13 protein-coding genes and 1 pseudogene are annotated in these 19,454 nt (G+C 73.0%); 5 read left to right on the forward strand and 9 right to left on the reverse strand.

Annotated elements, in window-relative coordinates; all coding sequences use genetic code 11:
• The first annotated feature begins 329 nt into the window (after positions 1–329).
• From OG422_RS09670 to OG422_RS09690, 5 genes are all read left to right on the forward strand, one after another.
• Positions 330–2,408: a hypothetical protein gene (locus OG422_RS09670; protein ID WP_143944230.1), complete on the forward strand. Its 2,079-nt coding sequence runs from the start codon at positions 330–332 to the stop codon at positions 2,406–2,408.
• 176 nt (positions 2,409–2,584) lie between these two features.
• On the forward strand, positions 2,585–3,355 hold the full coding sequence (locus OG422_RS09675) for a FadR/GntR family transcriptional regulator (protein WP_405741995.1): 771 nt from the start codon (positions 2,585–2,587) through the stop codon (positions 3,353–3,355).
• 324 nt (positions 3,356–3,679) lie between these two features.
• Positions 3,680–4,447 carry a (Fe-S)-binding protein gene (locus OG422_RS09680; RefSeq protein WP_405741997.1) on the forward strand — a complete coding sequence of 256 codons (768 nt, stop codon included), beginning with the start codon at positions 3,680–3,682 and terminating at the stop codon, positions 4,445–4,447.
• Positions 4,444–6,009: a lactate utilization protein B gene (locus OG422_RS09685; protein WP_143942693.1), complete on the forward strand. Its 1,566-nt coding sequence runs from the start codon at positions 4,444–4,446 to the stop codon at positions 6,007–6,009. Before OG422_RS09680 ends, OG422_RS09685 begins: the two co-directional genes overlap by 4 nt.
• Positions 6,006–6,647, forward strand: a complete 642-nt coding sequence (locus tag OG422_RS09690) for an LUD domain-containing protein (RefSeq protein ID WP_143942692.1) — start codon at positions 6,006–6,008, stop codon at positions 6,645–6,647. Before OG422_RS09685 ends, OG422_RS09690 begins: the two co-directional genes overlap by 4 nt.
• A 102-nt stretch (positions 6,648–6,749) precedes the next feature.
• Here OG422_RS09690 and obgE read toward each other — a convergent pair whose 3' ends face one another.
• The 9 genes and pseudogenes from obgE to OG422_RS09735 form a co-directional block, all read right to left on the reverse strand.
• A complete protein-coding gene (gene obgE / locus OG422_RS09695; protein WP_143942691.1) occupies positions 6,750–8,186 on the reverse strand; it encodes a GTPase ObgE in 1,437 nt (478 codons plus the stop codon).
• A gap of 135 nt (positions 8,187–8,321) precedes the next feature.
• The gene (gene rpmA, locus OG422_RS09700) at positions 8,322–8,579 is read right to left on the reverse strand and encodes a 50S ribosomal protein L27 (RefSeq protein WP_009717948.1); all 258 of its coding nucleotides are present in this window, start codon (positions 8,577–8,579) and stop codon (positions 8,322–8,324) included.
• A gap of 14 nt (positions 8,580–8,593) precedes the next feature.
• The gene (gene rplU, locus OG422_RS09705; protein WP_143942689.1) at positions 8,594–8,914 is read right to left on the reverse strand and encodes a 50S ribosomal protein L21; all 321 of its coding nucleotides are present in this window, start codon (positions 8,912–8,914) and stop codon (positions 8,594–8,596) included.
• 228 nt (positions 8,915–9,142) lie between these two features.
• Entirely contained in the window at positions 9,143–12,973 is a 3,831-nt protein-coding gene (locus tag OG422_RS09710; protein WP_405742001.1) for a ribonuclease E/G, read from the reverse strand.
• Between the two features lie 217 nt (positions 12,974–13,190).
• Complete coding sequence (locus OG422_RS09715) at positions 13,191–13,994, reverse strand: TIGR03936 family radical SAM-associated protein (RefSeq protein ID WP_405742003.1); 804 nt, start codon at positions 13,992–13,994, stop codon at positions 13,191–13,193.
• Between the two features lie 147 nt (positions 13,995–14,141).
• On the reverse strand, positions 14,142–14,786 hold the full coding sequence (locus OG422_RS09720; RefSeq protein WP_405742005.1) for a hypothetical protein: 645 nt from the start codon (positions 14,784–14,786) through the stop codon (positions 14,142–14,144).
• A gap of 140 nt (positions 14,787–14,926) precedes the next feature.
• Positions 14,927–15,181, reverse strand: a pseudogene (locus tag OG422_RS09725) (GNAT family N-acetyltransferase); the annotation flags it as partial.
• Positions 15,182–15,340: 159 nt separating this feature from the next.
• Positions 15,341–17,269: a TIGR03960 family B12-binding radical SAM protein gene (locus OG422_RS09730; protein ID WP_143942684.1), complete on the reverse strand. Its 1,929-nt coding sequence runs from the start codon at positions 17,267–17,269 to the stop codon at positions 15,341–15,343.
• Between the two features lie 239 nt (positions 17,270–17,508).
• Complete coding sequence (locus OG422_RS09735) at positions 17,509–19,299, reverse strand: CHAD domain-containing protein (RefSeq protein WP_405742007.1); 1,791 nt, start codon at positions 19,297–19,299, stop codon at positions 17,509–17,511.
• Positions 19,300–19,454: the final 155 nt, after the last annotated feature.

The following is a 19,454-nucleotide window of genomic DNA, read 5'->3' on the forward strand; positions in this document are numbered from 1 at the left end:
TGGTGGACGGTGCGCGCGGGCGGCGGGCGCGGTGCACTTCTGCTCACGCCGGGCGCCGCGGGGCGTGACGGCGGGGCGCGGTAAGGGCATTGGCACCCGGGCGGCGAGGACAAGACGGATAAGACGGCGATGGCGCCTTGGAGGTTGCGTTCGTTTGGTCCGCATTCGCGGTGATGAGAACCACAGCAGATTGTCACCGGAGCCAACAAGGTCATACGGTCGGGTGTCCACCGGTCCCGTTTCCCCGCCCCAGCGGCGTCGCAGCGCGGGGCCCGGCCGCCCCCTCGGCCTTCCCCTGACCTTCTTTTTGCTGCCAGGAGCCCTTCCCCGTGCCTTCCGCCGGAATCGCCCCCCGCCGAGCCGTACAGCTCGCGGCGCTGCTCGCGATGATGGTCGCCTTCATCGCCCAGCTTCTCGGTGCGCTGTTGCCCGTCATACCGCTGTTCATCGTCGCATCCGTGGTCAACCTCGGTCTCGACCTGTTCCTCCAGCACAAGCAGCCCGCGCTGCTGGCGGTGCTGGGCCGGGTCCGCTTCGATGTCACGGTCCGTCAGCTGCTGCGCGACATGCTGATATTGGTCGGCCTGCTGCACATCGACGGCATCAACCCGCTCGTCGAGCAGGCGCCGCTCACCATCGCGCTGCTGGCCTTCTACGGCACCCACTTCGTGTGCCAGGCCCTCGCGGTGCTGGTGCGGCGCAGCCGTGCGCTGCCGTTCGTGACGCGGAACGTCGACGCGAGCGCGCTGGGGCTGTCCGACGCGCCGCCGCGGCTGCTGTCCCGGCAGACCGGCCGCCGGCTGCTGCGCTTCTCGGTGCCCACCACGGTCGGCATGATGGTCACCGCGCTCACCACGGACGCGTTCTGGGGCGGCGTCGGACTGGCCGTCTCGCTGGTCCTCTCGATCGGCGGCTCGGTGTACCTGGGCACCTGGCTGACGCCGAAGAAGCGGGTGCTCGGCGAGGCGCGGGCGCTGGAGTGGCTGGACCGGTGGCTGGCCGCGTACGAGCCCACGGTCGGCATGTACTTCTCCGGCGGCGCGTCCTCCGCGTACCAGGCCAACATGTGGCTGTCGACCCTCGACGGTCTCGACGGCAAGCCGATCATCGTGCTCCGTGAGCGCTTCATGGTGCAGAAGATCGAGGCGACGGACATCCCGATCGTCTGCATCCCGAAGGTCGCCAACCTGATGCGCCTGGAGCACTCCGCGCTCAGGCTGCTGCTGCACCCGGCGAACTCCGGCAAGACCTCGCAGGTCCTGCGCATCCCCTCCATCAAGCACGCCTTCATCAACCACGGCGAGAGCGACAAGCTGTCGTCCTGCAACCCGTACGCGAAGGCGTACGACGAGGTGTGGGTCGCGGGCCCGGCGGCCCGGGACCGCTACCAGCTCGCCGACATCGGCGTGGAGGACAAGGACGTCGTCGAGGTCGGCCGCCCGCAGCTGGCGCCGATCCGGCCGTACGCGGGTCCGCCCGCCGCGGACCGGATGACGACGGTGCTGTACGCCCCGACCTGGGAGGGCTGGGACGGCAATCCGGGCAACACCTCGGTGATCCTGGCCGGGGAGAACATCGTCCGGGCACTGCTGGCCGACCCCAAGGTGCGGCTGCTGTACAAGCCGCACCCGATGACCGGTTCGGTGGACCCGCGGGCGGGCGCCGCCAACGCCCGTATCCAGGCGATGATCACGGAGGCCAACACCCGGCGCGGCGGCGAGCGGCCGGGCGCGGAGGCGGCGGCCGAGCTGGACCGCCGTGAGGCGGAGCTGGCCGCGCTGACCACCTCGGAGTTCCGCAAGAGCGCGGACGAGCTGGAGCGGATGCGGCTCCAAGGCACGCCGCCCGAGGGCCGCGCGGCCGCCGTCGCGGCCGCCGCCGACGCCTGGGAGCGCGCCTACTTCGCGTCCTTCCCGACGTGGGAACACCTCGTCATCACCACCGCCCGCCCCGGCATCTTCGGCTGCTTCAACGAGGCGGACGTGCTGATCAGCGACGTCTCCAGCGTCGTCTCGGACTACCTCACCAGCGAGAAGCCGTACGCGGTCGCCAACACCTCCGGTATGACGGAGGAGGAGTTCCGCACCCACTTCCCGACGGTGCGCGCCTCGGCGATCCTCACGCCCGAGGCGGACGGCGTCACCGGGCTGCTGGAGAGCGTCCGCAACCCGGAGCTGGACACCCTCGCGGCCGAGCGCGCCGCCCTCAAGGAGCATCTGCTCGGCCCGTCGGACCCGCCCTCGTCGGTCCGCTTCAACCAGGCCGCGCTGGGCCTCTGCGCGAAGGCCGACGCCCGCCGCGTCCGGATGGAGCGCCGCCTGGCCGGTATCCCCGGGCAGCGCGCCCAGGACGAGGAGGCCGCGGCGGAGCCCGGCCCGACCACCCCGGAGGCGCCCGCGGCGGTCTGAGCCACGGGACGCAGCACACCGGCCCGACGGGGCCCGCCGGTCAGCGGCGGGCCCCGTCGGCGTTCCGGGACGCACGCTCCCGGCGGCCTTCCGTACCCGGTCGGACCATAGACTGTGAGAGATATCCGCAGGCGACAGTCGCCGGTCCGGTACGAGAGCGAGCCGAGGGAATTCCGATGGCCGAGTGGCGCCCCGTGCGGCAGGCCCGCACGCATGAGCTGGTGCTGGAGAGCATCGAGGCGCAGGTGCTCGCCGGGGAGCTGAAGGCCGGGGACCGGCTGCCGCCGGAGCGGGAGCTGGCGCCGGTGCTCGGGGTCAGCCGCTCGGCGCTGCGCGAGGCGCTGCGGGTGCTGGAGACCGTCGGAGTGCTGGTCGCGCAGGCGGGCCGGGGCGCGGACGCCGGGGCGCGGATCGTCCGCCATCCCGACGACGCACTCGGCCGGCTGCTGCGGCTGCACTTCGCGCTCGGCAGCTACAGCCTCCACGACGTGCTGGAGGCCCGGGTCACCCTGGAGCGCTCCAGCTTCGAGGCGGCGGCGCGGCACGGTGCGCCGGACGCGCTGGACGAGGCCGAGGAGCTGCTGGTGCGGCTGCGCGCGGAGGGCTTGTCCGCCGCGGACTTCAACGATCTGGACACCCGTTTCCACGTCGCGATCGCCCGCAGCTCCGGCAACGATCTCACCTCGACGCTCACCTCCGCGGTCCGCGAATCGGTCCGCCCGCTGATTCTCCGGGCCCTGGAGGCCGCCGAGGACTGGCCGGCCACCGCCGCCGCCCTCAACGACGACCACACCGCACTGCTCCGCCTGGTCCGCGCGGGCGACGGCACGGCCGCCGCCGACCTCGCCGAACGGCACATCCGTGGGTTCCACGGGGGGCTGGTGGAGGGGGCGGACGGTTCCGGCGAGGCGGGCAGCTCCGGCGACGTGGAGGACACGGACGCGTAGCCGGGGCGGACGCCGGGCCGGATCGTGGCTCGGCCCCGCCCTTGGCCTGCCCGTAGCCCGACCCTGGCCCGGCCTGCCTTTGGCTTGCCCGTAGCCCCGGCCCTGGCCCGGCCCGCCTTGGCTTGCCCGTAGCCCGGCCCTGACCTGACCTGCCCGCCCCCTTCCTCCCGTACGGCCCCACGGCCACGTCCGTACGACGCCGCGCACAGCGCCCCCGCCCCCTCCGCAGACATGCCCGACCCGCCCGGTCCGCGCCACCCCCCACTCCCGCTTCCGGACCGACGCTAGAATGGTCAGACCGTAAAACTCTGTGGGAGGCGCTCCATGCGTATCGGACTCTTCGCCACCTGCCTGGGGGACACGCTCTTCCCGGACGCGGTGAAGGCCACCGCCCTGCTGCTCGCCCGCCTCGGGCACGAGGTGGTGTTCCCGCCGGAGCAGACCTGCTGCGGCCAGATGCACGTCAACACCGGCTACCAGCGCGAGCCGGTCCCCCTCGTCCGCGGCTTCGCCGAGCAGTTCGGGGACGCGTCGATCGAGGCGGTGGTGATGCCGTCCGGTTCCTGTGCCGGTTCGGTACGCCATCAGCACGAGATCGTCGCCGCGCGCTACGGCGACGCCGCGCTCCGCGCCGGGGTCGCCACCGTCAAGGAGAAGACCTACGAGCTGTCGGAGTTCCTCGTCGACGTGCTCGGCACCACCGACGTCGGCGCGCACTTCCCGCACCGCGTCACCTACCACCCCACCTGCCACTCTCTGCGGATGCTGCGGGTCGGCGAGAAGCCGGTGCGGCTGCTGCGCGCCGTCGAGGACATCGACCTCGTCGAACTGCCCGAGGCGGACGTCTGCTGCGGCTTCGGCGGCACGTTCGCCGTCAAGAACGCCGACACCTCCACGGCGATGCTGCACGACAAGGTCGGCCACATCACCTCGACCGGCGCCGCCGTCTGCACCGCGGGCGACTCCTCCTGCCTGATGCACATCGGCGGCGGACTCTCCCGCATCAAATCCGGCACCCGCACCCTGCACCTCGCACAGATCCTCGCCGCCACCCGCACCGCGCCGTACGTCCCGACGGAGGCCGTCCGATGAGCCGCACCTTCCTGGGCATGCCCGCCGCCCCGCCCCGCGCCCCGTACGGCGCCGGAAACCTCCGCGGCGACCGCAGCTTCCCCAAGGCCGCCCACGATGAACTGCGCAACGACCAGCTGCGCCGCAACCTCGGCAAGGCCACCCACACCATCCGCGCCAAGCGGCTCGCGGTCACCGGCGAACTCCCCGACTGGGAGCGGCTACGCGACGCCGGTTCGGCGCTGAAGACCGCCACCATGAGCCGCCTCCCCGACCTCCTGGAGGAGCTGGAGCGCAAGGTCACCGAGCGCGGCGGCACCGTCCACTGGGCGCGCGACGCCGTCGAGGCCAACGCAATCGTCACCGAGCTGATCGAGGCGACCGGCAGCCGCGAGGTCATCAAGGTCAAGTCGATGGCCACCCAGGAGATCGGCCTCAACGAACACCTCGAAAGCCGCGGCATCACCCCGTACGAGACCGATCTCGCCGAGCTGATCGTGCAGCTGGCGCACGACAAGCCGTCGCACATCCTCGTCCCGGCGATCCACCGCAACCGCGATGAGATCCGGGAGATCTTCCTCAAGGAGATCCCCGGCGTCGACCCGGAACTGGACTCCGTGCCCGCGCATCTGGCGGCCGCCGCCCGCGCCTATCTGCGGGAGAAGTTCATGACGACGAAGGTCGCCGTCTCCGGCGCCAACTTCGGCGTCGCCGAGACCGGCACCCTCGCCGTCGTCGAGTCCGAGGGCAACGGCCGGATGTGCCTGACCCTGCCCGAGACGCTGATCACCGTCATGGGCATCGAGAAGGTCATCCCCCGCTACCAGGACCTGGAGGTCTTCCTCCAGCTGCTGCCGCGCTCCTCCACCGGCGAGCGGATGAACCCGTACACCTCGATGTGGACCGGCACCACGCCGGGCGACGGGCCGCAGGACTTCCACCTCGTGCTGCTCGACAACGGCCGCACCGCCGCCCTCGCCGACTCCGTCGGCCGCGAGGCGCTCAACTGCATCCGCTGTTCGGCCTGTCTCAACGTCTGCCCGGTCTACGAACGCGCCGGCGGCCATGCGTACGGCTCGACGTACCCGGGCCCGATCGGCGCCGTCCTCACCCCGCAGCTCGCCGGGATGCACGCCGCCAAGGACGACCCCAACAGCTCGCTGCCGTACGCCTCCAGCCTCTGCGGCGCCTGCTTCGACGCCTGCCCCGTCAAGATCGACATCCCGTCGCTCCTGGTCGAACTGCGCCACCAGAAGACCGAACAGTCCGGTACGACGGCGGAGAAGCTCGCCATGAAGGCGGCCGCCGGGGTGATGAAGCGGCCCGCGGTCTACACCGCCGCGCAGAACGCCGCGCGCCTCGGCCGGATCGCCGGTGGCCGCAGCGGCACGATCTCCCACCTGCCGCCGCCGTTCAGCGGCTGGAGCGAGAGCCGCGACACACCCGTCCCGCCCCGCCGCACCTTCCGCTCCTGGCTGGCGTCGGCCGACGGCACCGCCGCCCTGCGCGACGCGGCCGCCGAGGGCGCCCGGCAACGGGCCGCCTCCCCCGAGAACCCCGACACCCCTGAGGAGGAACGGTGACCGCCCCCACGACCGCACGTGAGACGGTGCTCGGCCGGGTCCGCGACGCCCTGGCGCTCGCCCCCGCCCCGGAGGTGACCGTCCCCCGCGCCTACCGCACCGGCCGCACCCTCCCCGACGCCGACCGCCTCGCTCTCTTCACCGACCGGCTCGTCGACTACCGCGCCGAGGTCCACCCCTGCACCGCCGAGGCGACCGCGGCCACCGTCGCCGCCGTCCTCGCCGCCCGCGGCGCCCGCCTCGTCGGCATCCCCGCCGGACTCGACCGCGCCTGGCTGGCCGGATACGACGGCGAGGTGCGCGAGGACGACGCGACGGTGGCACCGCCCGCGCTGGACGCCCTCGACGGCGTGGTCACCGCCTCCGCCGTCAGCTGCGCCGAGACCGGCACGATCTTCCTCGACGGCTCCCCGGACCAGGGCCGCCGTGCCCTGACGCTCGTCCCCGACCTGCACGTCTGCGTCGTCGACCTGTCGAGCGTGGAGGTCGGCGTCCCCGAGGCCGTCGCCCGGCTCGTCCCCGACCGCCCGACGACGCTGATCAGCGGCCCGTCCGCCACCTCCGACATCGAGCTGGAACGCGTCGAGGGCGTCCATGGCCCCCGCACCCTGGACGTGATCATCCGTACCGACGCCTGACCGGACGTCTGACCGGACCGGCACGGCGAAGGCCCCGGAGGAGCGTCGAGCGTCCTCCGGGGCCTTCGCCGTCACTGCCAGAACTCACTGCCAGAACTCGCGTCAGAACGGGCGGAAGCCGTCGTACTCCTGCTCCGCATCGTCCCGCGCCGCGTCGCGGTCCCGGCGGCGCTGGGCCGCGGGCCGCGGTGCCTCCAGCCGGTGGTCCTCACCGCGTCGGCCGAGCATCTCCGCACCGGCCGCCATCGTCGGCTCCCAATCGAAGACCACGGCGTTGTCCTCGGGGCCGATCGCCACGCCGTCGCCGGTGTGCGCACCGGCCTTGAGCAGGGCGTCCTCGACGCCGAGGCGGCTGAGCCGGTCCGCGAGGTAGCCGACCGCCTCGTCGTTGTTGAAGTCCGTCTGCTGCACCCAGCGCTCCGGCTTCTCGCCGCGCACCCGGTAGAAGCGGTCGGCCTCCTCGGTGACGGTGAAGCCGGAGTCGTCCACCGCCTTGGGCCGGATGACGATACGGGTCGCCTCCTGCACGGGCTTGGCCGCACGCGCCTGCGCCACGATCTCGGCCAGCGCGTACGACAGCTCCTTCAGGCCCTGCCGGGCGACGGCCGACACCTCGAAGACGCGGAAACCGCGCTCCTCCAGATCGCCGCGGATCATGTCGGCGAGGTCCTGGCCGTCCGGGATGTCGACCTTGTTGAGGACGACGAGCCGCGGCCGGTCCTCCAGCCCGCCGTACTGCGCCAGCTCCGCCTCGATCATGTCGAGGTCGGAGAGCGGATCGCGGTCCGACTCCAGCGTGGCGGTGTCCAGAACGTGGACCAGCACCTCGCACCGCTCCACATGGCGCAGGAACTCCAGGCCCAGGCCCTTGCCCTGGCTGGCGCCCGGGATCAGACCGGGCACGTCCGCGATGGTGTAGACCGTCGAGCCGGCCGTCACCACGCCGAGGTTGGGGACCAGCGTCGTGAACGGGTAGTCCGCGATCTTCGGCTTGGCCGCCGACAGCACCGAGATCAGCGAGGACTTACCGGCGCTCGGGAACCCGACCAGCGCGACATCCGCGACGGTCTTCAGCTCCAGCACGATGTCGCGGGCCTCACCGGGCTCGCCGAGCAGCGCGAAACCGGGCGCCTTGCGGCGGGCCGACGCCAGCGCGGCGTTGCCGAGACCGCCGCGGCCGCCCTGCCCCGCGACGAAGGTGGTGCCCTGCCCGACGAGGTCGGCGAGGACGTTGCCCTCGCGGTCCATGACGACCGTGCCGTCCGGGACGGGCAAGACGAGGTCCTGGCCGTTCTTCCCGGCGCGGTGGTCACCGGCGCCCGGCTGGCCGTTGGTGGCCTTGCGGTGCGGGTGGTGGTGGTACTCAAGAAGCGTCGTGACGTCCTGGTCCACGACGAGGGTCACATCGCCGCCGCGTCCGCCGTTGCCGCCGTCCGGCCCGCCGAGCGGCTTGAACTTCTCCCGCATCACGGAGGCCACGCCGTGGCCTCCGTTACCCGCGGCGACGTGCAGTTCGACGCGGTCCACGAAGGTGGTCATGGTGAGGTGCCTCCAGATAACTACGGGAATGTCTCTGTACTAACACGCCAAGGGCGGACCGGCCTTCCCGCTCGCGCGAGAAAGGCGGTCCGCCCTCGGAGTGGTGCTGCTGCTGAGCTGTCGCCCGGCGGCTGATTACTCAGCGACCGGAACGATGTTCACGACCTTGCGACCACGGTGGGTGCCGAACTGCACCGCGCCCGCAGCCAGGGCGAACAGGGTGTCGTCGCCGCCGCGGCCGACGCCCGTGCCCGGGTGGAAGTGGGTGCCACGCTGGCGGACCAGGATCTCACCGGCGTTGACGGCCTGACCGCCGAAGCGCTTCACGCCGAGCCGCTGAGCATTGGAATCGCGACCGTTCCGAGTGGACGATGCGCCCTTCTTATGTGCCATGTCTCCTCAGTCCCTTACTTCGCCGGAGCGTCGATGCCGGTGATCTTCAGCGCCGTGTGGAGCTGGCGGTGGCCGATCCGCTTCTTGTAACCGGTCTTGTTCTTGTACTTCTGGATCCGGATCTTGTCGCCCTTGTGGTGGTCCACGACCTCGCCCTGGACCTTCACGCCGGCCAGGACCCACGGGTCGCTGGTGACCGCTTCACCGTCGACGACCAGCAGCGTCGAGAGCTCGACGGTGTCGCCGACCTTGCTGGTGGAAATGCGGTCAATCTCGATGACGTCGCCGACAGAAACCTTCTGCTGGCGTCCGCCGGTGCGCACGATCGCGTACACGCGGAACTCTCCTTCGCTGGAAACGGATCCTCTGATGCCAGCCGCTCACACGGGCTTGGGAGACTCCCGTGAAATCCGAGTGGACGAGCGGCCTCCCCCGGCGGAGAGCCGGGAGGTGTGTGCTCAGGGGTTTGGCGTCACAGACACCGACGGTCAAGGTTACGGGGCCTTGACCTGGGGGTCAAACCGGCCCCGGGTCGTCACCGACCCGGGGCACGGCCGGGACCGTCAGTCCTCCGCGGCGGACGAGGCGGGCTCGGCGGCGGTGGTCTTCTTGGCCGCCGCCTTCTTCGCCGTCGTCTTCTTCGCCGTGGTCTTCTTCGCGGTCGTCTTCTTCGCGACGGTCTTCTTGGCGGTGGTGGTCTTCTTCGCCGCCGCCTTCTTCGCCGTCGTCTTCTTGGCCGCGGTCTTCTTCGCCGTGGCCTTCTTGGCGGTGGTGGCCTTCTTCGCCGCCGCCTTCTTCGCCGTCTTCTTGGCGGCGGGCGCCTCCTCGGCCGGGGCCTCGGCGGGCGCCTCGACGGTCTCCGCCGGAGCCTGGACCGCCTCCGCGGGGGCCTCGGCGGCCTCCGGTGCCTCGACCACGACGACCGTCGCCTCGGCGGCCTGCGGGGAGCCCGCCGGGGCGGACACCTTACGGGTCGCCCGGCGGCGCGGACGGGCCGGAGCGGGCTCCGGCGCGGCGGGCGCCTCGGGCTGCGGCTCGGGCGCGACCTCCGGCTCCGGGGCGGTCTCCGCCACCGGCACCACGATCGCGGCGGCCTCGGCGGCCTTCGGGGCACCCGCCGGGGCGGACGCCTTCCGGCTCGCCCGGCGACGGCCACGACCCCGCGCGGTGGCGGCGGCCTCGGCCTCGGCCGGGCTGCTGTACCACTCGTCGGCGTCGGCCACCGCGGGCTGCAACTCCGCCTCGGTCACCGGCGCGGGCTCCAGCTCGGGCGCCTCGGGCTGCTCGGCCACCAGCTCCGCGGGCTGCTCGGCAGCCTGCTCGTGGCGCTCGCCACCCTTGCCCTTCTTCTTGCGCTTGCCGCCACCGCCGACCGACGTCGGCTGGTCCATGTGGACGATGACGCCGCGGCCGTTGCAGTGGACGCAGGACTCGGAGAACGACTCCAGCAGGCCCTGGCCGACCCGCTTACGGGTCATCTGGACCAGGCCCAGCGAGGTGACCTCGGCCACCTGGTGCTTCGTACGGTCGCGGCCCAGGCACTCCAGCATCCGCCGCAGCACCAGATCGCGGTTGGACTCCAGGACCATGTCGATGAAGTCGATGACGACGATGCCGCCGAGGTCGCGCAGGCGCAGCTGGCGGACGATCTCCTCGGCCGCTTCGAGGTTGTTCCTCGTCACGGTCTCTTCGAGGTTGCCGCCCTGACCGGTGAACTTGCCGGTGTTGACATCGATCACGACCATCGCTTCGGTCTTGTCGATCACCAGCGAACCGCCGCTGGGCAGCCAGACCTTGCGGTCCAGCGCCTTCATCAGCTGCTCGTCGATCCGGTACGTCGCGAAGACGTCCACGTCCGACGTCCACTTCTGGAGCCGGTCGGTGAGGTCCGGGGCGACGTGCGCGACGTAGCCGTGGATGGTCTCCCAGGCATCGTCACCGCTGACGATGACCTTCGAGAAGTCCTCGTTGAAGATGTCGCGGACGACCCGGACGGTCATGTCCGGCTCGCCGTAGAGCAGGCTCGGCGAGCCCGTCGAGGGCGTCTTCGCCTTCTTCTGGATCTCCTCCCACTGCGCCTGGAGGCGCTCCACGTCGCGGCGCAGCTCGTCCTCGCTGGCGCCCTCCGCGGCGGTACGGACGATCACGCCCGCGTCCTCGGGGACGATCTTCTTGAGGATCTGCTTCAGCCGGGCGCGCTCGGTGTCGGGCAGCTTGCGGCTGATGCCCGTCATCGAGCCCTCGGGCACGTAGACGAGGTAGCGGCCGGGCAGCGAGACCTGGCTGGTCAGGCGGGCGCCCTTGTGGCCGATGGGGTCCTTGGTGACCTGCACCAGCACGGACTGGCCGGACTTGAGGGCGGTCTCGATGCGGCGCGGCCCGTTGGCCATGCCCAGCGCCTCGAAGTTGACCTCACCGGCGTACAGCACGGCGTTGCGGCCCTTGCCGATGTCGACGAAGGCGGCCTCCATCGACGGCAGGACGTTCTGCACCTTGCCGAGGTAGACGTTGCCGACGTACGAGGTCGACTGCTCCTTGTTGACGAAGTGCTCGACGAGGACGTTGTCCTCCAGCACACCGATCTGGGTGCGCTCGCCGCTCTGGCGGACGACCATGACCCGCTCGACGGCCTCGCGGCGCGCCAGGAACTCCGCCTCGGTGATGATCGGCACCCGGCGACGGCCCTGCTCACGGCCCTCGCGGCGGCGCTGCTTCTTCGCCTCCAGACGCGTCGAGCCCTTGATCGACTGGACCTCGTCGACGCTGGTGGACTCGGTGTCCTTCGCCTTGCGCTCGCGCGGCTCGCGGACCTTGACGACGGTGCGCTCCGGGTCGTCGCCGGGGTGGGCGTCGCCCCCGTCGGCGTCCCCGCTGCGGCGGCGACGGCGGCGACGGCGACGGCTGCTGCTGGAGCCGCCGGACGGCTCGTCGGCCTCGGCCTGCTCCTCGGCTGCCTGCTCCTCGGCGTACTCCTCGTCCTCGGCGCCCTCCTGCTCCTGCTCGGACGCCTCGGCGATCTGCTCGTCCGCGTCGGCGGCCTCACCGCGACGACGGCGGCGGCCACCGCGGCGGCGACGGCGGGAGGGGCGATCGCCCGACTCGTCGTCGTGCGCGGCCTCGCGCTGCGCGGCCGCCTCCTCGGACTCCTCGGACTCCTCGGACTCCTCGGGCTCCTCGGGCTCCTCGGGGCTCTCCTCCGGCTCCTCGACGGGCGCGACGACGGCGGGCTCGGCGGCCCGCTCGGCGCGGCGACGGCGACGGCGGCCGGACGGCTGCTCCTCGCGGGGCTGCTCGATCTCGGTCTCGGTCTCGATCTCGGCCGCGGCGGCCTCCTCGCGGCGGGCCGCGGCGGCGGCAGCGGCCGCGGTCTCCGGGGTCTGGAACATCGGCTCGGCGAAGACCGGTGCCTGGAAGACGGCCGTCGGCGGACGCTGCGCACGGCGGCGACCACGGGCCGGGGCCTCCTTGGCGGGGGCCTCCTTGGCGGGGGCCTCCTTGGCGGGGGCCTCCTCGGCGGCGGGCGCCTCGGCGACGGGCTCGGCGACCCGCTCACCCCGGCGACGGGCCCGGCGCTTCGGCGCCTCGGCGACCTCACCCTTCGGCTCGACCGGAGCCTCCTTCACCGGAGCCTCCTCGACGGCCTTCGGGCTCTCGTCCGCGCCCTGCGGGGCCCCGGCGGGCGCGGTGGCCTTACGGGTCGCCCGGCGGCGGGTACGGGGGGCGGGTGCCTCCTCGACGGCTTCGGCCTGCGGCGCCTCCTCGACGGGTGCGGCGGCCGGAGCCTCCTTGGCGGGGGCCTCCTCGGCAGCGCGCGGGGCACCGGCCGGGGCGGTGGCCTTACGAGTGGCACGGCGGCGCGGACGAGCCGGAGCGGCTTCCGCAGCAGGTGCCTCCTCCGCGGCGGGGGCCTCGGACGTCTCCTCGGCGGCGGCCTCCGGGGTCTCCTCCGCGCTCTGCGGGGCCCCGGCGGGCGCGGTGGCCTTACGGGTCGCACGGCGGCGGGTACGGGCACGCGGCGCGGCCTCGGTGTCAGCGGCGGCCTCGGCCGGGGCCTGCGGCGCAGGCGACTCGGCGGCGGCCGCTTCGGCGGCGGGCTGCGGGGCACCGGTCGGGGCGGTGGCCTTACGGGTCGCACGGCGGCGCGGACGGGCCGGAGCGGCTTCCGCAGCAGGCGCTTCCGCGGCAGGTGCTTCCGCAGCGGGCGTCTCGGCGGCGGGCGCGGCCTTGGGGGCGTCGCTCACCACGGCGGCTCCGGCGCCCTGCGGCGGGCCCGCCGGTCGGGACGCCGCGCGGCGCCTGCGGCGCGGCGGCAGCGTGTCGCTGGGGGAATTGTTGTCGTCCGCGCCACGGTCCGTGGACGGCGCGGGTGCGGTGGGCTCAATAGGTTCGAGCATGCGGGCGGTTCTCCCGTCACGCTCCCGGGCGCCGGGCCTGGTCCGGCCGCAGCGCCGCGTCATGGGCGCGGCTCTGCGGTCCGGGGCGCGGGCGCCGCACGGGAGCTGTCGTCTCGCTCGCCGGGCCCGTGGTCCGGGGCCGACGAAAGTCTTCTGGTCAGTGCGTCTGCCGCACCGGGGTGGCTCCCTGGTTGGTCGGCGACGCGACGACGGCGCTCTACGCGGTGCCGTGCCCGGCACCGGCCGGGTTGTCCCCGCTCGGCGCCGTCGCGGCACGTGGCCCGGCGGCCATGGATGGGGCGGCCGTGGCAGCGTCGCGGTCGGGCGCCAGCGGGTCGGTCACCGCGCCGGTCTCCTCATCGAGCAGCCCCTGCGCCAGCCTGGTCACCGCTGCGGGGACCGGCGGCGCCAGGTCGGCCGCGGCTCGGAGGCCGGACAGGACGTCGTCGGGTCGAACGGCAGGTGTCACATGCCGAACAACCAGCCGCAGTATCGCACAGGCTTTGCCGTCGGGCCTATCGCCATCGGCGGCGGAGGTCTCCAGCGCGCGCACCGCGGCCCGCGCGTCGAAGGCGCGCATGCCGTTCTTCGTGCGGCGCTCGACCTGCACCTCCTCGGCGGCGAGGAACACCGCCGAGGCCCGCTCGGCCTCCTCCGGCGCGACGCCGTCGAGCCGGATCTCCCACACCGACGCCTGGAGCCGGTCAGCGAGTCCGCTGGTCCGCGCCTCCACGGCGTCGATCACGTCGAGGCCCGCGGGCAGCGACGCGTCCAGCAGCGCCCGCAGGCTCGCGGGGTCGCGCTCCTGGGTGAGCTGGATCTCCAGATACTCGGCCTCGCTGCCCGTACCCGTCGGGGCGGCGTTGGCGTACGACACCTTGGGGTGCGGGGTGAAGCCCGCCGAGTAGGCCATGGGGACCTCGGCGCGGCGCAGCGCCCGCTCGAAAGCGCGCTGGAAATCGCGGTGGCTGGTGAACCGGAGGCGGCCGCGCTTGGTGTAGCGCAGACGAATGCGCTGCACCGCCGGTGCGGGCGGCGGGCCTTCGGGCTGTCGCTTGCCCAGTGTCGTTCAGTCCTTCGTGAGTGCGGTCGTACTGCTACCAAGAGTACGTGCCACGCGCACCGGTGGTTCCCCGCGGTGCGCCCCGGCGGCCGCCGGAGGCCGCGCTCAGGCGCCGAAGAGCGAGCGGCGGACCTCGCGGGCGGCCTCCCGCGCCAGCCGCAGCGGCGGCCCGAGAACGGCCCGCAGCCCATGGCCCACCGGGGTGAACACCCACCGGTACAGCCACCGCGACGGGCGCGCCACCAGCCACCGCCAGAGGAACGCGATGCCCCGGCCGACGGCCCGGGAGATCCGCCCGGCAAGCCGCCAGCAGGCGGCGAGGAACGCCCCGAGGACGCACAGCACCGGCCACAGCACGTACTGCCACACGGCGGTGGCGGGGATCACCACGAGCCACCGGAAGAGCGGGGTGAGGATCCGGCGGTACATCCAGCAGGCCGGGACGACGATCAGATACCGGGTGAGGAACCGGACCGGAACCACCAGAACGTGGTGGAGCAGCCAGACCGTCGCCCACCCCAGCGGACCGAGCACCCAGCGGTACAGCCAACAGGCAGGGACCATGACCAGATACCGGACCAGGAACGCCACCGGGACGACGATCAGGTGGTGGAACAGCCAGGCCACCGCCCGGCCCACCGGCGCGAGCAGCCACTCGTACAGCCACCGCCCCACGGGCGCGAGGACGTTCCGGCCGGTCCAGCACAGCCCGTCCCACAGCAGCCGCAGCGGCACCATGACGATCAGCATGGGCACTGCGAGGAGCCGGGCGAGGCAGCAGCCCGGGGCAGCGGCTCCACAGGGCGCCGCCCCTTTCCATGCGTCGCCACCGTGCGTCATGCGCCGTTCCCCCGGTCATTCCGTACCGCCGTCGTTCCTGTGCGGCCTCATCAGGGCACGCGGGACACCTCCCCCGTCGTCACCCAGAAGCGAAGCTTCACCCCGCGCCGGTCCTCGAACCGTCCGCCGCACGCCTCGATGACCTTACGGGAAGCGGTGTTGGTGGCATCACAGGTGATCAGCACCCGGTCGAGGCCGAGCACGCGGGCGCGGGGCAGGGCGGCGCGGAGCATCGCGGTGGCGTGGCCTCGGCGACGGGCGGTGGGCCGGACGGCGTAGCCGATATGGCCGCCGTGGGCGAGCAGGAAGTCGTGTGCGGGAACGGGAACGGCCCGGCACCGCGGTTCGCGATGCCGGGCCGAACTACCTTGTCTGCGCGGCCACTTGGGGTTCCGGTGATGGCAACTCCCGTATGAACGTGGCCGCTTGGGGAGCTACCGATGGCAACTCCCCTCCATGCGCGGCTACTTGTTGACGACCGACAGTGGCAGCAGCTTCTTGCCGGTCGGGCCGATCTGGATGTCGAGGTCGAGCTGGGGGCAGACTCCGCAGTCGAAGCACGGGGACCAGCGGCAGTCCTCGACCTCGGTCTCGTCGAGGGCGTCCTGCCAGTCCTCCCAGAGCCAGTCCTTGTCGAGACCGGAGTCGAGGTGGTCCCAGGGCAGGACCTCCTCGTAGGTGCGCTCGCGGGTCGTGTACCAGGCGACGTCGACGCCGAAGTCCGGCAGCGCCTTCTCGGCCGCCGCCATCCACCGGTCGTACGAGAAGTACTCACGCCAGCCGTCGAAGCGGCCGCCGCCCTCGTAGACGGCGCGGATGACGGCGCCGACGCGGCGGTCACCGCGGGAGAGCAGGCCCTCGACGATGCCGGGCTTGCCGTCGTGGTAGCGGAAGCCGATGGAGCGGCCGTACTTCTTGTCGCCGCGGATCTTGTCGCGGAGCTTGGTGAGCCGGGCGTCGGTCTCCTCGGCGGAGAGCTGCGGGGCCCACTGGAACGGCGTGTGCGGCTTGGGGACGAAACCGCCGATGGAGACCGTGCAGCGGATGTCGTTCTGACCGGAGGCCTTGCGGCCCTCGGCGATGACGTTGACCGCCATGTCGCCGATCTGGAGGACGTCCTCGTCGGTCTCGGTCGGCAGACCGCACATGAAGTACAGCTTCACCTGGCGCCAGCCGTTGCCGTACGCCGTGGAGACGGTGCGGATCAGGTCCTCTTCCGAGACCATCTTGTTGATGACCTTGCGGATGCGCTCCGAGCCGCCCTCGGGCGCGAAGGTCAGTCCCGAGCGACGGCCGTTGCGCGTCAGCTCGTTGGCCAGGTCGATGTTGAACGCGTCGACCCGGGTGGAGGGGAGGGACAAGCCGATCTTGTCCTCCTCGTACCGGTCGGCGAGGCCCTTGGCGACGTCGCCGATCTCGGTGTGGTCCGCGGAGGACAGCGACAACAGGCCGACCTCCTCGAATCCCGTGGCCTTCAGACCCTTGTCCACCATCTCGCCGATGCCGGTGATGCTTCGCTCCCGGACGGGACGCGTGATCATGCCGGCCTGGCAGAAACGGCAGCCGCGGGTGCAGCCACGGAAGATCTCGACCGACATCCGCTCGTGGACGGTCTCGGCCAGGGGGACGAGCGGCTGCTTGGGGTAGGGCCACTCGTCGAGGTCCATGACGGTGTGCTTGGACACCCGCCACGGGACGCCGGAGCGGTTGGGCACGACGCGGGAAATCCGCCCGTCGGCCAGGTACTCGACGTCGTAGAACTTGGGGACGTAGACGTTGCCGGTCTTCGCGAGGCGGAACAGCAGCTCGTCGCGGCCACCGGGGCGGCCCTCCGTCTTCCAGGCCCGGATGATGTCGGTGATCTCCAGGACGGCCTGCTCGCCGTCGCCGACGACCGCGCAGTCCAGGAAGTCCGCGATGGGCTCCGGATTGAACGCGGCGTGGCCGCCCGCGAGGATCAGCGGGTGGTCCTCGGTACGGTCCTTGGCCTCGATCGGGATACCGGCGAGGTCCAGGGCGGTGAGGAGGTTGGTGTAGCCCAGCTCGGTGGAGAAGGACACACCGAGCACGTCGAAGGCGCTGACCGGGCGGTGCGCGTCGACGGTGAACTGCGGGACGCCGTGCTCCCGCATCAGCGCCTCCAGGTCCGGCCAGACGCTGTAGGTGCGCTCGGCGAGGACGCCCTCGCGCTCGTTGAGCACCTCGTAGAGGATCATCACGCCCTGGTTGGGCAGGCCGACCTCGTAGGCGTCCGGGTACATGAGCGACCAGCGGACATCGCAGTCGTCCCACTCCTTGACGGTGGAGTTCAGCTCGCCGCCGACGTATTGGATCGGCTTCTGGACGTGCGGGAGGAGGGCCTCCAGGCGCGGGAAGACCGACTCGACAGGCATCGTGGGATCTTTCGTCAGCGGGCAGGGGTGACCCTCAAGGCTAACGTGTCCGAAGGGGCGGCCTTGACGCGCGCCGGGGGTGACGTGGGGGATGCGGTGGGTTACGGGGCGGTGCCGGGCGGTGCGGTGGGCCGGGCCCTGCACCGAGCCGGGTGGTGCGTCCGGGGCGCTGCGGGGCCGGGGGCCTGGGTGGGGCCGGGTCGCGCGGCGGGCCCGAGGCCGTGGCGGGCCCGGGGCCGTCAGCCGCTCGCCTTCGCGCCCGGCGGCGCCTGCTTCTCGGCCTTTTTCCACAGTCGGGGCAGCCGCTCCTCGCATACCGTCGCCAGCGCCTCCTGTCGGCCGTGAAGCAGGCCGTAGGTGAAGGCGTTCTCGCCCGCCGCGTACGCCCGGTCGGCCAGGTCGCGGAGTGCGGCGCGGGTCACCACGCTGTCGTGGTGGTCGCCGAGCACCTCCTGAAGGGCGGTGGCGCGGCGGACGCACCGGGCGGCGGTCCGGCCCAGCGCCGGGCGGGCCGCCTCCGCGCCGTACCGGAGGCGCTTGGCCGCCTTACGGGCCTCGTGCAGCGCCTGGTCGCGCTCCGGTCCCGGCGAAGCGTCCAGTGCGCGGCGCATCCGGCCGGACAGCCGCCGGAAGTCCTTGCGCAGCGCCCGGAGCAGCTCCTTCTCGGGCGCGCGGGCGGCGGCGGGGCGCAGCGGCGGGTCGGCGAGCAGCCGGTCCAGGGTGTCGAGCAGCGTCAGATAGCGGTGGCCGTCGAGCACCGTGGTGAGATGCCGGGCGGCGCCACGGCGGGGCCGGGACCAGGTGCGTACCCGGGTAGGCACCGGCCCGACGCACAGCTCCCGCGGCAGCGCGGCGAGCCCGTCGGCGATCCGCGCGGTCAGCACCTCGCGGTCCCGGTCGATGCCCAACTCCCCGGCCAGCCAGGCGAGTTCGGCGACGGCCGGGTCGGTCGCCGTCCGGTCGAGCAGTCGCCGGTAGGAGCGCAGTGCACCGCGCAGCCGACGGGTGGCAACCCGCATCCGGTGCACGGCGTCGGGCAGCTCACGGCGGACCGCGGGGTCGAGCGCGACGATCGCCCGCATCTGCTCCCGGAGGTACGCGAGGACGGTGTCCCCTGCGGTGGGCACGGGGGCGCCGCTCCCCCGCCGCGCGGCCCGCCCGGATGCACCCTTGCGGGCGGACTCACCCTTGCGGGCGGGCTTCTTCTTGTGGCCGGAGAGATTTTTCCGGCAGGGTTCCTGTCCGTTACGGGGCGCCATTCCCCGGCCGGGCTCCTTTCCCCGGCCTGTCTCCTTTCCGCTGCCGGGCGCTTCCCCTGGACCGGACTCCTTCCCGGACACCTCCCCCGGGCCGGGCCCCTTCCCGCGGCCAGGCTCCTGCGCGCTGCCGGGCGCCTCCCCCCGACCGGTCTCTCCCGCCGCCCCGCCCCCGCGCTCCGCCCCGGTCACCGCCAAGGCCCGGGCGAGCTTGGACGGATACGCCCCCGGGGTCAGCCCTCCGGCCCGCAGCCAGGCGTCCAGGGCGTCCAGCAGCTCCGGCGCGGCCCCAAGCGACAGTTCGGCCTCCACCTCGCACCAGGACGCGCGCGTACCGTCCGGCCGCTCCGCGCGGACCTCGTCGTACGCCAGCTCCGCGAGGGGCGTGCCCGTGGCGTCGGTCAGCAGCGTCACCTCGCGCCGGGTCCGCAGCCGCATCACGGGGACCAGCGCGGCGCCGCGCACCCGTGACCGTACGAGGGCTGCCAGCTCGGGCGGTACGGCGTCGGCGAGCGGTGCGCGGATCTCGTCGCGGACGTCCGGGCGCACCGGGAGCTTCAGATGCCATCCGGGGTCGGGGCCGCCGGTCCGGCGGCGCAGGGTGAGGCCGTCCGCGGCGAGGCGGCGGTCCTCGGTGTCGTAGTAGAGCGCGTCGAGGGCCGTGACGCCGCCCGGCTGCGCGGCGGCGACGCCCGCGACGGCGGCCGGATCCGGGAGCCGGACGCCGTCGGCGGCGTCGTACTTCCGCTCGGTCTCCCGCACGGTGCGCGCCATATCTCGAATCTAGAACCTCGGTCCGGTATGTGCCCTGCGCGGCGACGGGCGGACGCGGCGCGAACGGCCCGGGCCGACGCCCGGCCCCCGGCCCCAGGACCGCACCCCCCGGGCCCGCGCCCCCGGAGAGCGCGGCGCCCCCGGAGAGCGCGGCG

The sequence above is a fragment of the Streptomyces sp. NBC_01525 genome, from assembly GCF_045040405.1.
GTDB lineage: Bacteria > Actinomycetota > Actinomycetes > Streptomycetales > Streptomycetaceae > Streptomyces > Streptomyces benahoarensis.